Origin of the sequence: Streptomyces sp. NBC_01314 (assembly GCF_041435215.1) — a bacterium.
Taxonomy (GTDB): domain Bacteria; phylum Actinomycetota; class Actinomycetes; order Streptomycetales; family Streptomycetaceae; genus Streptomyces.
This window is the reverse complement of sequence record NZ_CP108394.1, coordinates 4,181,562-4,195,347: the sequence shown is the minus strand read 5'-3', so window position 1 is coordinate 4,195,347 and position 13,786 is coordinate 4,181,562. Positions and strand designations below refer to the sequence as shown.

The following is a 13,786-nucleotide window of genomic DNA, read 5'->3' as shown; positions in this document are numbered from 1 at the left end:
AAGCACCAACCGCAACACCAGAGGCACCAGAGGCACCAGAGGCACCAGAGGCACCAGAGGCACCAGAAGCATTAGAGGCACAGGGGGAAGTCCATGCACAGCGAATACCCGCCAACGCTGCCGGCGGAGTACGCCGACATCGAGTTCGAGAACAACGCCCAGCGCATGCCGCTCGTGCTCTGCCTCGACACGTCCAGTTCCATGGCGGGCCAGCCGATCCAGACGCTCAACAACGCGCTCGCCGAGTGGACCCGGGAACTCCACGACGACGTCAGCCTCAGCTACAGCGTGGAGGTCGCCGTCGTCACCTTCGGCGGCCAGGGCGTCGGCGCCTGGCGCGGACCCCAGCTCCTCGACCCGCGCACTCGGACGAGCCCCTTCATACCCGCGCACGCCTTCCAGGCACCGCAGCTCATGGCCGCCGGGGTCACCCTGATGACCGAGGCGCTGGAGCTGGCGATGCACATCGTCGCGGCCCGCAAGAGCGAGCTGCGGGCCTCCGGGCTGCAGTACTACCGGCCGCAGATCTGCCTCGTCACGGACGGACTGCCCACCGACCCGACCGGCCATCTCACCGACTCCTGGCACCGGTTGGTCCCCGTCCTCGCCGAGGAGCAGCGTGCCCGCCGGTTCCGGCTGTACGCGATCGGGGTCGGCGGGATCACGGACATGGGGGAGAAGGTGCTGCGGGCGTTCGCGCCGAAGTTCAACGCACGGTTGCAGGGGTTCCCGTTCCGGGAGCTGCTCCAGATGATGTCCGCCAGCGCCAACGCCGAGCAGAAGGGGGCGGGGGACGAGGTGTTCGAGAAGATCTTCAGCCAGTTCAAGACGCAACGCCCGGCCTGGGAGGCGTGAGGTGACCGCCGCCCCGCCCTGGCGGATCCACGGCCTGAGCGTCGAGGGCTACCGGCACCGGCGCCAGGGCCTGCCCTGCCAGGACGCGTGCGCTGCCATCGCCACGTCCTCCGTCGCCGTGCTCGCCGTCGCCGACGGGGCCGGCAGCCGGCCCCGGTCGGAGGAGGGCGCGCGTCTAGCGGTACAGCTCGCGACGGAGTATTTCGCGCGGCGGGTCGAGGCGGCCGCGGAGGTACGACCGGGGGAGGCCGTGCACGAGTTGCTGCGGGACGCCCTGCACGACGTGAGCAAGGACTTCCTCGACCGGACCGGCGCCGACGCGCAGGACTTCGCGACGACGCTCACGGTGGTGGTGCTCGCGCCCGGCTGGATCGGCCACGTGACCGTGGGGGACGGGTTCGTCGTCGTACGGGCCGGGACGGAGGACGGGGAACGGCAGTTCCATCTGTTGCCGCAGGCCGCGGCGGCGAGCGAGTACAGCAACGAGACGGTGTTCCTGACCTCACCGGACGTGGCGCGCTGGACCCACACCGAGTGCGTCGCGGACGACGGGGTCGACGGGGTGCTCCTCTCCACGGACGGGCTCGCCCAGGCCATGCTCAACCGGTCGGCCGACGGCGCCCCGTCCCCGAACACCTCGTTCGCCGACGCCGTCTTCCGCTCCCTCGACACCGCCCCCGAGGACGACCGCGACCCCAACCTGGCCGCCCTCCTGCGCTCCGACCGTCTCACCGCCCTCAACGCCGACGACAAGACCCTGCTGCGAGCGGTGCGCACGATCCGGCGATGACGGCACTTCAGGGGCGACGCCCCTTCCGGACGCCCCTTTCGGACGTCTCTTCCGGATGCCCCTTTTGGACGACTGGTTGGGACGACTGGTTGGGACGACTGCTCCGGACGACTCTTCAGGACGAAGCTTCCGCGCGGCGACGAACCGCCCGACGAACACCCGGAGGTACGGCCATGAGCGGCCGCACGGTCTTTCTCGACGGTAGGCGGGTCACTCTGGCCGAGTTGCCGTTGAAAGGCGGCGGACAGGCGGCGGTGTTTCCGGTGGAGGGAGACACGGGGATCGTCGTCAAGATCTACCGGGACACACCCGGGCCGGACCAGGAGCGGCGGCTGGCCCGCATGCTCACGATGTCCCCGCTGGCCGCCCGCCCGACGGACGCCAACCAGCCGCCCGAGCTGGCCTGGCCCACCGCGATCGCCCGGGGCACGAACGGCGAGTTCCTCGGCTACGCCATGCGCCGCTTCGGCGAGCCCCAACACGTCCAGCTGGTGGGCCTGTTCACCCGTGTCCAGCGCCTCAAGCTCTTCCCGGACCGGGCCGACTGGCGGTTCCTGCTGGGCGTCGCCTGGAACCTCGCGTTCATGACCGCCCGTATGCACTACGACGACCTGGTCATCGGCGACTTCTCCAGCAGCAACGTCGTCGTCGACGGCAACGGCTTCGTCACCTTCCTCGACTGCGACTCGATCGCCTTCACCGACCCGGTCACCGGCGAACTCTTCCCGTGCCTGATGCACACCACCGACTACTCGTCCCCCGAGCGCCAGGCGGGCGGCCCCGCGACCCGGCAGAGCGACGACTTCGCCCTCGCCGTGCTCGTCTACCAGCTCCTCACCGCCGGCAACCACCCCTTCGGCGGGGTCCCGCACGAGAGCGCCTCCGAATCGACGGTCAAGGACAACATCGCCGCGAGCTGCAGCTATGTGGTCCGTCCCGAGCGGGTCACCATTCCGCGCGGCACGATCGACCCGTCGGTCCTGCCGACCGAACTCCTCATCCTCGCCAGGGCCGCCTTCGGGCCCGGCGTCCAGAACCCCGACGCCCGGCCGCAGGCCGAGGCCTGGCTCCGCGCCCTCGACAAGGAACGCGGCGAGGTGCGCGCCTGCACGGTACGGCCCCTGCACACCTACGGCTCCCATCTGCCGACCTGCCCCTGGTGCACCCGGGCCGCGGTCACCGGCCACGACGTGTTCAACGGCCCCCGTCCCACCTCGACCCCGGTCCCGCCGCCCCCGCCCGACCAGGCCCCGTCCCCGTACGCGGCGCTGAAGGTGCTGGCCGTGGTGCTCGGGGTGGTGCTGCTGATCGTGATCATTGCCAACCTCGGGTGACCTGACGAGCTCCGGCCGGGACGAGCAGCCGACAGCCGGTCAGCCCGACCTGTCCTCCAAGTACCGCGTGTGCGACTCCTGCCGACGGGCCTCGGCATCGCGCAGGATCGCCGCCAGGCGCCCCAACTCCTCCTGCAGCAAACCGAGTTGGCGTTCGAGGTGGCGCTCCGGCGGTTCTGTGCCCGGCGTCAGACGGGTCCACCAGCGCGTGCGTACGAAGGTGTCGACGGCTTCGGGGACGTCCTGCCGTACGGCCCGGGAGAGGGAGTGGATGCCCTCGGGGTCGCGGGCGAGGACCTCGGCGACCCAGCCGGGGTCGAGGAGGGCCGCGAGGAGTTCGGTCAGCTCGGTGAGGCGGCCGGACGCGGCGGGCGGCAGCTCGATGCCGGACAGGTACACGCGGAGGGTGCCGAAGTCGGTGCGCAGCTCGTCCAGTTGGGCGGACGGGTCCGGGAAGTCCGGCAGCGGGGGCCGCTCCGGCGGGGCGACCAGGGCGCCCGCGCCGTACAGCCCGACGACCACGACCGGCCAGTACGGTCCCGCGACGCCCGCGAAGGTCAGCCCGAGCCCGGCGATGCCGAGGGCGCTGCCGGTGAGGTTCTTGCGGGACTCGACGTAGGTCAGCAATCTACTGGTAGCCACGGATCTCCTCGAAGGCGCCGTCGAGGGAGCCCTGCTGGGCGTCGAAGAGACGGCCGCCGGTCAGGTCGGCGATGTGCTCCAGTTCGCCCTTGTCGGAGTCGCCGAAGAGGATCGGGAAGACGGGGATCTGCTGTTGACCGGCGGGCAGCCGACCGTAGAACTCGTCGAAGTCGGCGGGGCTCGCGCCCTCGGTGTTCTCGCCGTCCGTCATCAGCACGATGGAGGTGAAGGTGTCCCGGTCGGTGGTGCCGAGATGTTCGTACGCCTTCCGCAGCGAGGTGTAGATGGCGGTGTCGCCGTCGGCGGACAGCTTCCGGGTGTCGGCGCGGATGCCGTCGAGCCCGGCCTTCGGGTCCTCGGGCCGTACGACATGCGTCCGCACGCTCTTCACGTCCGACCCGAACGGCATCAGCGTGACCTCCTCCCGGTTCCGGAAGTCGCCGGTCAGCTCGGTGAGCGCGGACTTCAGCCGGTCGAGGCGGTCGCCCTCCATCGAGCCCGAGGTGTCCAGGACGTACACGGTCCTGGAGGGGCGGCGCAGCTCGTTCTCGTACGCGTCGAGGAGTCCGTCGGCGACGGACCGGCTGCCGGGGAAGGGGAGTTCGCGGCGGCGGGTGGTGTCGAGGCCGGCCGCCGGCGGGACGGAGGCGACGACCGGGCGGCGCAGCGTCTTCTCGGTGATCAGCCGCTGGATGTCCGGGGTGCGCAGGGCGTCCGTGAGACGGCGTACGTCGTCCCGGACCTCCTTGCTCGTGGACGCCAGCGAGGAGAGCGGGTAGTCGGCGGTGACGACCCCGTCGCGCGGCCGGATCACCGTCAGGCCCTTCTTCCCCTTCAGTACCGACTCGTAGTTGAGGAGCGCGTCGATGTCACCGCGCCGGTCGTACGCCGCCGCCAGCCAGCCCGACGACCCCGACGTCAGCTTCTGGCCGGTGAAGAACTCCTTCAGCCGGGGTGTCGCCCGCGCCACGTCCGCGTCCGTGAGCGCGGACTGGGCGTCGGAGAGCCCGGACGCGACCGAGACGAGCGTCGAGAAACCGGAGTTGGAGCGGGACGGGTCGGTCATGCCGTACGTCAGCTTCCCGTCCGCCACCGCGTTCTCGATGTCCGACCAGGTGACGTTCTCCGGCTTCCACCCCAGCTTCCGCACGGTCTCGTTCTTCACGCCGATCGCGACCGGACTGGACATCACCGGCGTCTCGGACACGACCTGCTTCGCCGCGTCCGGGCGGAGCCGCAGGTAGTCGTTGGAGGACAGCCACACCGCGTCGTACGAGCCCTTCGCTCGCCACTGGGTGAGCAGTTCCACGGCGTCGAGCGTGCCCATGTAGGTGGGCCGGACCTTGATCCCGGTGTCCTTCTCGACCTGCTCCCACACCGGCTTCATATCGGCGAGCTCACTGGAGGCGAGGACCCGGAGGGTGCCGGGGACGTACGTGGTCGCCTCGGCCGGACCGGGCCGCGCCTGGTCCGCGGCGGTGCAGGCGGTGACCAGGAGGGCGGCAGCGGTCGCCGCGGCGACGGCCATCGTCGTACGCGTTCCCGTCCGCGTTCCCGTCCGCTTTCTCCTCGGTGTTCTCCTCGGTGTTCTCATCCGAGGCCCCCTTCCAGTGCTCCCTGGTTCCGGCTCCGCTCCAGGTACCGCGTCGCGTTCTGGAGTTCGGAGGTGAGGGACTCGACGGTGGCGGCCATGGTCTCCGTGGCCTGCACCTTGTAGGTGTCGATGGCGTCGAGGGTGCGGTAGATCTGCTGGAAGGCCGAGCGGAGCGTCTCCGCGCCGACGGCCGGGTCGGCGGCGATGCGCTGGATCTCGCCGCTCTGGGTGGCGAGCATCTCCGCGTTGCCCCGGATGAGGTCCTCGGTGGTGCCGCGCAACGCGTTGACCTGGTCGACGACCTTCTTCTGGTTGTCGAGGGCGGAGGCGAGCATCACGGAGATGCGCAGCGCCGAGACCGTGGTCGTGGCGGCCCGGTCGACGCCCTTGATCAGCTCCTCGTTGTTGCGCCGTACGACGTCCATGGCCAGATAGCCCTGGGCGCAGACGGCCAGCTGGGTGAGCAGGTCCTGGTGCTTCTGCCGGACGGGGAAGAGGACGTCGGCGCGCAGGGTGTCGCCCTGCTGCGGATCGGCCCCGTCGATGTGCGTCTGGATGTGCGTCTGGATGTGTGCCTCGACGGCCGTGTCCAGGGCCTCCGTCAGGACGACGTACTCCTGGAGCTTGCCCATGGTCTCCCACAGCCGGACGCGCTCGGTCTGCAACGCGGCGTTGTCGCGCCGCAGTTCGTCCTGTCCGCCGCGCAGGGACCCCACGATCCTGTTCAAGGTTCCCTGCGCGGAGGCGTACTTGGCGACGTGGTCGCGCAGCCTGTTGCCGCCCGGCAGCCGGGACAGGAACTTGCGTCCCTTGTTCGCCTGCAGATCACGCGGGTCCAGGTCCTCGACCACACGCCGGAGTTCGACGAGCGAGCCCCCGACCTGCGACTGCGCGTCCCCGCCCTTGCTCGGCAGGCTGCGCACCGTCCGTTCCAGCATCCGGTTGGACTGCGCGGCGGCGGTACGCATCTCGCCCGCGCCGAGCGAGGTGATCTCCCCGACCCGGCCGGCGAACTCCGGGGAGCGCGCGTCGAGAGCGGCGAGCCCCCGCACGTACTCCTCGGCCTTGCGGGCCATGTCCGTCCGCACGGACTCCTCGACCGGCACGAGCCCGCCGGCCCTCTCCCGGGGCACGGCCGCGACCGGCTCGGGAGGGGTGAGGGTGAAGGTGGCTTCGTTGCTGTTGAGGCTGCTGTTGCTGTTACTGCTGCTGTCTTCGATGGTCATGTCCGTTGATCCCCCGTCGGCCTACTGGCCCCTGGCCCGGCGCGCCATCTCGTGCAGCACCTCGGAAGTGGGCACGGGCGCCTGCCGGACGGTCAGCTTCGGCATCAGATAGGTGGTGTGGCCGGCGGTCGCCGACGTGAACTCGGTGGCGGTGCCCTGCGGCCGGAAGCCGTGCCGGGCGGCCAGGCCGCGCAACTTCGGGTCGGTGCCGAGGAGTTCGCCCAGCGCGCGGCCCTCGTCCGTGACCGGTACGACGGTGTGGTCGCTGAAGACGGTGGTGTCCGGGTAGAGGACGACCAGGTCGTCGACGCTCTGGCCCTCCGCGAGCATCGCGGCGACCTGCGACTCGTAGACGAGTACGAGCGGGTTGCCGACCCCGCTGACGAAGTCCCGGAACGCCGCGTCGGTGCTCGGCTGCTGGGCGCCCTGCACGCTGATCAGCTCGTGCATCAGGGGCGCGGTCCTGTCCAGGTCCGCCTTGCTCGCGACCACGCGGCCGCCGTTGGCGACGTTGGAGGCGGCGGCGAGGTAGAGCGCGCCCGAGTTGGAGGTGGTCGGATCGGTGGTGGCGATGTACAGGAGCCCCATCAACTCCCCGTACTTCTCGGACCCCTTGAGGTCCTGCCACGTCCTGCCGTCCTCGGCGGCCCGCAGATACGCGTCCATGTCGAGGACGCCCCGGCCCTCGTCGAGGGTGGCGAGCCCGTTCTTCCGCAGCACCTCGGCGGCGCCCCGGTGGGCGACCACGACGACGGGCGAGTAGAAGGGGCGGGGCAGCGGCTCACGGATTTCGTACTTCGCGGCCAGCTCGTCGGCGGGTGCCTTGCTGGACGGGAACGCGAAGTCGTACCCCTGTAGATCGAGGCCGTCCATGGCCCAGGATCCCGACGTCTCCGTCTTCACGGTGTAGCCCTTGGCGGCCAGGGCCTTCACCACGTCCGGGTCGGCGAAGAACTCCGCCTTCTCCGACCCGATCACTCCTCGCACGGTCTTCGTTGCCGTGCTCGTGTCCCCGGTTTCCCGGCCTGCCACGACGGCTGCCACCACGCCGCCGATCAGCAGTACCGCGAGGACGATTCCTGCGATTCGTCTCACACGGGGAGAGTGCTCCCGGAACCCAACGTTCCTCTGCGTTGTGGGTGAACGGGGGGTGAAGCGGTGGTCCCGGAACGCAACGGGTGGGCTCCGCCGGGCCGGGTGGGAGCTCGGGGGGTTCGGGTGGGTTGGCGGGTGCGGGGGTCCGGTGGGGCTTCTCGCGCAGTTCCCCGCGCCCCTGAAAAGCAGAGGCTGCGCCCCTGGCTTTTCGACCGGCAGAGCCGTCGCTTCAGGGGCGCGGGGAACTGCGCGAGCAGCCACAACGCACCCGCAGTCGCCCGATTCGCAGTCGGCCCCGAGCTGTCAGGCGCTCAGGGGAACACCTGCGTGCGCGTCCATCCGCTCCGCTGCCAGAATGGCGGACGCGGTATCCGCACGGGACGCCGCGACGACGAGTGCCCGTCCGGCGAGCGCGTGGGCGCGAAGGTGAAGCGCGGCGATGTCCCCTTTGCCCCCGCCGGAGGCGGAGCGCACCGGCGGAAGCCCGCCCCGCAGCCGGGTGACCCGCGCGGCCAACCGCTCCGCCGCCATATCGAGGTCGTCGGAAGGGGCCAGCGCGCGGAGCTCGTCCGTCGCCGCCAGCAACGCCACCAGATGACCCGCGAGCTGGATGTCCAGCTCTTCCTCACGCGAACGGTGGGGGAAGTCGGAGGAGGTCGTGCCGGCCATCGTGTGGACCGACTTGGTGCGGATCGGCTCGTACATGGGATGGCCTCCAAGCTCTCGGACGGCCACTCTACCTTAGATTTCGTCTAAAGTTGAGTGAGGTCCGAAAGCCTCGGTCGCCATACTCGGCGCGCGCGGTCAGGCCTGCCCGCCGCTGTTAGGCCTGCCCGTATCCGTACGCGCCTGCCCGTATCCGTACGTGCTTGCCCGTATCCGTCTGCGCCCACCCGTATCCGTCTATGCCTGCCCGTACCCGTCCAGGAAGTTCCCGATCCGGGTGATCGCGGACCGCAGGTCAGCCACCGTCGGCAGGGTGACCACCCGGAAGTGGTCCGGCTCGGCCCAGTTGAACCCGGTGCCCTGGACGACCATGATCTTCTCCTGCCGGAGCAGGTCGAGGACCATCTGACGGTCGTCCTTGATCTTGAAGACGTTCGGGTCGAGGCGCGGGAAGAGGTACAGCGCCCCCTTCGGCTTCACGCACGAGACGCCCGGGATCTGTGTGAGCAGTTCGTACGCGAGGTCCCGCTGCTCCTTGAGCCGCCCGCCCGGCAGTACCAGGTCGTTGATCGTCTGGCGCCCGCTGAGCGCGGCGACCACCCCGTGCTGCCCCGGCATGTTCGCGCACAGCCGCATGTTCGCGAGGATCGTCAGACCCTCGATGTAGGAGTCGGCGTGCGCGCGCGGCCCGGAGATGGCCATCCAGCCCACCCGGTAGCCGGCCACCCGGTACGCCTTGGACATGCCGTTGAACGTGAGGGTCAGTAGGTCGGGGGCGACCGAGGCCGTCGGAGTGTGTGTGGCGTCGTCGTAGAGGATCTTGTCGTAGATCTCGTCCGAGCAGACGAGGAGGTTGTGGCGGCGCGCGATGTCCGTCAGGCCGCGCAGCATCGCCTCGTCGTACACCGCGCCCGTCGGGTTGTTCGGGTTGATGATGACGATCGCCTTGGTGCGGTCGGTGACCTTCCGCTCGACGTCCGCGAGGTCCGGCATCCAGTCGGACTGCTCGTCGCAGCGGTAGTGCACGGCCGTACCGCCGGACAGGGAGACCGCCGCCGTCCACAGCGGGTAGTCCGGGGACGGTACGAGGACCTCGTCGCCGTCGTCGAGCAGGCCCTGCATGGCCATCACGATCAGCTCGGAGACGCCGTTGCCGATGAAGACGTGCTCGACGTCCGTCTCGATGCCGAGGGTCTGGTTGTGCATGACCACCGCGCGGCGCGCCGCGAGCAGGCCCTTGGCGTCGCCGTAGCCATGGGCCGACGACACGTTGCGGAGGATGTCCTCCAGGATCTCGGGCGGGCACTCGAAGCCGAACGCCGCCGGATTGCCCGTGTTCAGCTTGAGGATCCGATGCCCCGCCGCCTCAAGCCGCATCGCCTCCTCGAGTACCGGGCCCCGGATCTCGTAACAGACGTTGGCGAGCTTGGTCGACTGGATCACCTGCATGTCCGTGAGCTTACGGCCCGGTAACGCGTTCCGGGTCGTGTTTTCCACCACGTGGACCGTCTGCTATACCCCGAAATGCCCCGCCGCTGTCCCCCCGGCCCTCCTCCTCTCTACAATCCGCCAACAGGTCCGGCCGTCCCCACCGCCCGGTCCTCGACCACGCGACACGTGGTCACAGGGCACGCGACACGAAAGCAGCGGAACGACATGAATGGGGTGGGCGGCGTGGACAGGTCGCACGGACCGGACCGGAACGAGGCCGACCTCCGGAGACCGCCGAACGTGTACCTCCCCATCGACGACTCCCACGGCACCCCCGCCTACGAGGCGTTCACGGACCCCGCCGCCGCCCACGGCTGGCAGAACGCCTACGACGACACCGTTCAACTGGACGAGATCGTGGCGGACGGCCCGGGTGTGGTCGGGGACGGTTCGGGCGGAAACGTTTCTGCGGCAGAGGCGGTGTCGTACGGCGAGGCCGAGGCGTACGCGATCGATGCGCCGTACGTCGAGGGTGCGCCGTACGGGGCGGGCGGGCCGGGAGTGAAGGGTGGGCAGGGTGACCCGGAGGCCCTGGGCGCGGCCGGGCGTCGGGCGCGGCCGGTGGACGGGCGGCGGGTCACGCTCGGGCGGCGCCGGGCCCGGCGGCGCGGCGCGTTGATCGCGGGCGGTATCGGCGTCGCGGTGCTCGTGGGTGTCGCGGTGGCCGGACTGGCCGGGTCCGGCTCCTCGGTCCAGGAAGGTCCGGACGCCCCGGCGCCCCTCGGGTCCACCCCGGCCGCCGCTCGGTCCGGCGCCGCGGAAACGGCCTCCCCGTCAGCCGGCCGATCCGCCGGTACGGGGGCCACGGAATCCCCCGACCCCTCCACGGACCCCTCCTCGACCACCACCCCCGAGCCCTCCGGTCCCACGTCCCCCGCCCCCACCACCTCATCCGCCTCGCCCTCCGCCCCGGCGACTTCCTCACCCCGGGGCAACTCCAACGGCAACCAGGGCAAGGGCCAAGGAGCCACGAAGGGCCCCAGGTAGCCCCAGGAGGCCGCTCGGCGGTGACCGGAGTGGGGGGTGGGGGGAAGCCGCTGGTCGTCGGGGAGTTGTCGTCGATGGGCGGGGTGCGGTCCGGGGGCCAGTGGTGAACCGCGCGTGCCGGTGGACGGAAGGCGCGCGCCCCTGTCGGATGCGCTCGGCGTCCTGCCCGTGCGCCGCGGCACCGCGCCCACCGCCGCCGGGCGGTTCGCAAGGGTGAGGCATGCGGAGTCGCTTCGCCCGTCGGGTCAGCCATATGAAGTGGTCTGGTGAGCGGGCGAGTTGACGCCTCGTTCGCCTCTGTCGCCCTCGCGACGTTCTCACCGCCTCCCGGCACCCGCCTCCCGTCACCTTCACCCGTCGACCCCGATCCCACTCCCTGGCCGAAGATCGCGCGGCCGGAACCAACTCCTTGCTCGTCCCGCACTTCACCTTCACAATGCGCATGACAAACTGCGGGTGGCCGGAAGATCTTCTGTCACCCATGTAGCAAGAGGGGACCCCCACATGAGAAAGCCTCTCGTTGCCGCGCTGTTCGCCCTGGTGATCACCGGAGCGGGCGCGGCACCGGCGATCGCGGCACCGGAGCCCGCGGCGGCGCCCGTGAAAGCGGCGGTCGGAAGTGTCGTCGACACGGCGAACAAGACCGTGGCCGACCTCGCGGCCCCGGCGATCCAGGCCGTCAACTTCGCCGGCACCGTCTCGCTCAGCAACTGTTCCGGCTCGGTCGTCCGGATGCCCGACTCCGAGAACGACGACCCGGCGCTGGTGATGACCAACGGCCACTGTCTGGAGAGCGGTTTCCCGGACGCCGGGGAGGTCATCGTCGACCAGGCCTCCACCCGCACCTTCGGCCTGCTCAACTCCGCCGGCACCCGCGTCGGCACCCTCCGGGCCAACAAGATCGCGTACGGCACGATGACCGACACGGACATGGCGGTGTACCAGCTCACCACCACGTACGCGCAGATAAAGAGCACGTACGGCATCGACGCGCTCGTCTACGACACCGCCCGCCCGGCCGTCGGCAACGCCATCACCGTCGTCTCCGGGTACTGGAAGCGCACGTACAGCTGCGCTGTCGACGGGTACGCGTACCGCCTGAAGGAGGGTGCCTGGACCTGGAAGGACTCCATCCGTTACACCTCCGCCTGCCAGACCATCGGTGGCACCTCGGGCTCCCCGGTCGTCAACGACGCCACCGGCAAGGTCGTCGGCGTCAACAACACGGGCAACGAGAGCGGCGGGCGCTGCACCGACAACAACCCCTGCGAGGTCGACGCGAACGGCACCGTGACCGTCCGCCGGGGCATCAACTACGCCCAGCAGACCTGGCACGTCCCCGCCTGCTTCGGCGTGGACAACAAGCTCGACCTCAGCGCCAGCGGCTGCATCCTTCCCAAGCCGTAGCGACCCCCCTCACGTTCCGCGCCGGATCGCCCGGCCCGCCAGTACGTCCGTCCGCCGGCCGTCCTCGATGACGAAACGGCCGTCGACCAGGACGTACGGGATCCCGGTGGGCAGGGTGCGCGGTGCCTCGTACGTCGACCCGGCGGCCACGGTCGCCGGGTCGAAGAGGACGAGGTCGGCGCGGTACCCCTCGCGGACGCGTCCCCGGTCCGCGAGGCGGAGCCGCGCGGCGGGGCGTGAGGTGAGGTGGGCGACGCACTCCTCCAGGGACAGCACGCCCAACTCCCTCACGTACCGGCCGAGATAGTGGGGGAACGTCCCGTACGCGCGCGGGTGCGGCTTGTCGCCGCGCAGGATGCCGTCGGAGCCGCCGGTGTGGACGCGGTGGCGCATGATGGTCCGCACGTTCTCCTCGTGCCCGACATGCTGGAGGATCGCCGAACCGAGCCGGTCCTCGACGAGCAGCCGGCGGGCGGTGACCCAGGGGTCCTCGCCGTGCTCCTCCGCCGACCGCGCGATCGTCCGGCCCACGTACGACGACAGCGCCGGTTCGGTGACGCCCGAGATCTCGATGGTGTCCCACTCGACGGGCACGCCGTGGCAGCCGTCGGCGCCGACGACCTCCATGTGGTGCCGGACGCGTTCGGCCGTGTCGTCGTCCTTCAGCCGCGCGAGGACCGCCTCGGGACCGCCCTCGCCCGCCCAGCTCGGCAGCAGCGCCACGAGGGTCGTGCAGCCGGGGGTGTAGGGATAGGTGTCGAGCGTGATGTCCGCGCCGGCCGCGAGCGCGTCGTCGAGGAGGGTGAGGAGCTCGGGCGCCCGGCCCTTGTTCACGCCGAAGTTCATGGTGGCGTGGGCCAGATGGAGGGCGCAGCCGGCCTCGCGGGTCAGGGCGACCATCTCCTCGTACGCCTGGAGCGCGCCCGCCCCGTAGGAGCGGTGGTGCGGGCAGTAGTAGCCGCCGTACGACGCCACCACCCGGCACAGCTCGGTGAGTTCGGCGTTCTCGGCGTACATGCCGGGGGTGTAGGTGAGCCCCGACGACATGCCGACCGCGCCCTCGCGCAGGCCCGTCGCCACCGACTCCCGCATACGGTCCAGCTCTTGAGGCGTGGCCTCGCGGTCCTCCCAGCCCACGGCGAGCATCCGTACGGTGCCCTGCGGGACGAGGTACGCGGCGTTCAGGGCGATGCCCTCGCCGTCGAAGCCGTGGTCGAGGCGGTCCAGGTACTCCCCGACCGAGCGCCAGGAGAAGTCGATGTCGTCGCCGTAGCCGTTCCAGCCGGTGATCGCGCGGCGGACCTCTTCGAGGGTGCGCTCGTCGACCGGCGCGTACGACAGCCCGTCCTGGCCGATGACCTCCAGGGTCACCCCCTGCGCCGCCTTCGCGGTGTGCTCGGGGTCCCGCAGGAGCGCGAGGTCGCTGTGGGCGTGCATGTCGATGAAGCCGGGGGCCAGGACCAGGCCCTCGGCGTCCAGCTCCCGCTGGGCCCTCGGCCGCTGGCACCCCGCCGCGGCCGCCTCCTTGACGATCGTCGTGATCCTGCCGTCCGCCACGACCACGTCGGCGCGGTAGGAGGGGTCGCCGGAACCGTCCACGACCTCGGCGTCACGGAGGACCAGGTCCATGTGCGTCACCTTTCAGGGACCGACAGCGGGTGGGAGCGACGGGGGCCGTGCGGGGGCCGGGCGGAGGTTC

12 protein-coding genes are annotated in these 13,786 nt (G+C 70.7%); 5 read left to right on the top strand and 7 right to left on the bottom strand.

Annotated elements, in window-relative coordinates:
• Positions 1-93: 93 nt before the first annotated feature.
• From OG622_RS18355 to OG622_RS18345, 3 genes are all read left to right on the top strand, one after another.
• The gene (locus OG622_RS18355) at positions 94-855 is read left to right on the top strand and encodes a VWA domain-containing protein (protein WP_371577289.1); all 762 of its coding nucleotides are present in this window, start codon (positions 94-96) and stop codon (positions 853-855) included.
• Position 856: 1 nt separating this feature from the next.
• Positions 857-1,645, top strand: coding sequence for a PP2C family serine/threonine-protein phosphatase (locus tag OG622_RS18350; RefSeq protein WP_371577288.1), 789 nt, complete (start codon positions 857-859; stop codon positions 1,643-1,645).
• Between the two features lie 173 nt (positions 1,646-1,818).
• On the top strand, positions 1,819-2,979 hold the full coding sequence (locus OG622_RS18345; protein WP_371577286.1) for a hypothetical protein: 1,161 nt from the start codon (positions 1,819-1,821) through the stop codon (positions 2,977-2,979).
• 39 nt (positions 2,980-3,018) lie between these two features.
• Here the strand turns inward: OG622_RS18345 and OG622_RS18340 are convergent, their stop codons facing one another.
• From OG622_RS18340 to OG622_RS18315, 6 genes are all read right to left on the bottom strand, one after another.
• Positions 3,019-3,621 (bottom strand): hypothetical protein, encoded by a 603-nt coding sequence (locus OG622_RS18340; RefSeq protein WP_371577285.1) that lies wholly within the window; start codon positions 3,619-3,621, stop codon positions 3,019-3,021.
• Positions 3,608-5,149, bottom strand: a complete 1,542-nt coding sequence (locus tag OG622_RS18335) for a substrate-binding domain-containing protein (protein WP_371577284.1) — start codon at positions 5,147-5,149, stop codon at positions 3,608-3,610. The genes OG622_RS18340 and OG622_RS18335 overlap by 14 nt, the downstream gene beginning before the upstream one ends.
• A gap of 62 nt (positions 5,150-5,211) precedes the next feature.
• A complete protein-coding gene (locus tag OG622_RS18330) occupies positions 5,212-6,441 on the bottom strand; it encodes a toxic anion resistance protein (RefSeq protein ID WP_371577282.1) in 1,230 nt (409 codons plus the stop codon).
• Positions 6,442-6,462: 21 nt separating this feature from the next.
• Positions 6,463-7,536: a hypothetical protein gene (locus OG622_RS18325; protein ID WP_371577280.1), complete on the bottom strand. Its 1,074-nt coding sequence runs from the start codon at positions 7,534-7,536 to the stop codon at positions 6,463-6,465.
• A 303-nt stretch (positions 7,537-7,839) separates the two neighbouring features.
• The gene (locus tag OG622_RS18320) at positions 7,840-8,241 is read right to left on the bottom strand and encodes a hypothetical protein (protein WP_371577278.1); all 402 of its coding nucleotides are present in this window, start codon (positions 8,239-8,241) and stop codon (positions 7,840-7,842) included.
• Between the two features lie 198 nt (positions 8,242-8,439).
• Positions 8,440-9,651, bottom strand: a complete 1,212-nt coding sequence (locus tag OG622_RS18315; RefSeq protein ID WP_371577276.1) for a pyridoxal phosphate-dependent aminotransferase — start codon at positions 9,649-9,651, stop codon at positions 8,440-8,442.
• A 225-nt stretch (positions 9,652-9,876) separates the two neighbouring features.
• Between OG622_RS18315 and OG622_RS18310 the strand changes: the two genes are divergently transcribed.
• Entirely contained in the window at positions 9,877-10,680 is an 804-nt protein-coding gene (locus tag OG622_RS18310) for a hypothetical protein (protein WP_371577275.1), read from the top strand.
• Positions 10,681-11,184: 504 nt separating this feature from the next.
• A complete protein-coding gene (locus tag OG622_RS18305; protein WP_371577273.1) occupies positions 11,185-12,087 on the top strand; it encodes a serine protease in 903 nt (300 codons plus the stop codon).
• A 9-nt stretch (positions 12,088-12,096) separates the two neighbouring features.
• On the opposite strand, the gene OG622_RS18300 is transcribed toward OG622_RS18305, so the two are convergent.
• Entirely contained in the window at positions 12,097-13,716 is a 1,620-nt protein-coding gene (locus OG622_RS18300) for an amidohydrolase family protein (protein ID WP_371577272.1), read from the bottom strand.
• Positions 13,717-13,786: the final 70 nt, after the last annotated feature.

Coding starts and splice junctions, on each gene's coding strand:
- OG622_RS18355 (WP_371577289.1), top strand. CDS start 94: ATGCACAGCGAATACCCGCCAACGCTGCCGGCGGAGTACGCCGACATC.
- OG622_RS18345 (WP_371577286.1), top strand. CDS start 1,819: ATGAGCGGCCGCACGGTCTTTCTCGACGGTAGGCGGGTCACTCTGGCC.
- OG622_RS18335 (WP_371577284.1), bottom strand. CDS start 5,149: ATGGCCGTCGCCGCGGCGACCGCTGCCGCCCTCCTGGTCACCGCCTGC.
- OG622_RS18330 (WP_371577282.1), bottom strand. CDS start 6,441: ATGACCATCGAAGACAGCAGCAGTAACAGCAACAGCAGCCTCAACAGC.
- OG622_RS18320 (WP_371577278.1), bottom strand. CDS start 8,241: ATGTACGAGCCGATCCGCACCAAGTCGGTCCACACGATGGCCGGCACG.
- OG622_RS18315 (WP_371577276.1), bottom strand. CDS start 9,651: ATGCAGGTGATCCAGTCGACCAAGCTCGCCAACGTCTGTTACGAGATC.
- OG622_RS18305 (WP_371577273.1), top strand. CDS start 11,185: ATGAGAAAGCCTCTCGTTGCCGCGCTGTTCGCCCTGGTGATCACCGGA.
- OG622_RS18300 (WP_371577272.1), bottom strand. CDS start 13,716: ATGGACCTGGTCCTCCGTGACGCCGAGGTCGTGGACGGTTCCGGCGAC.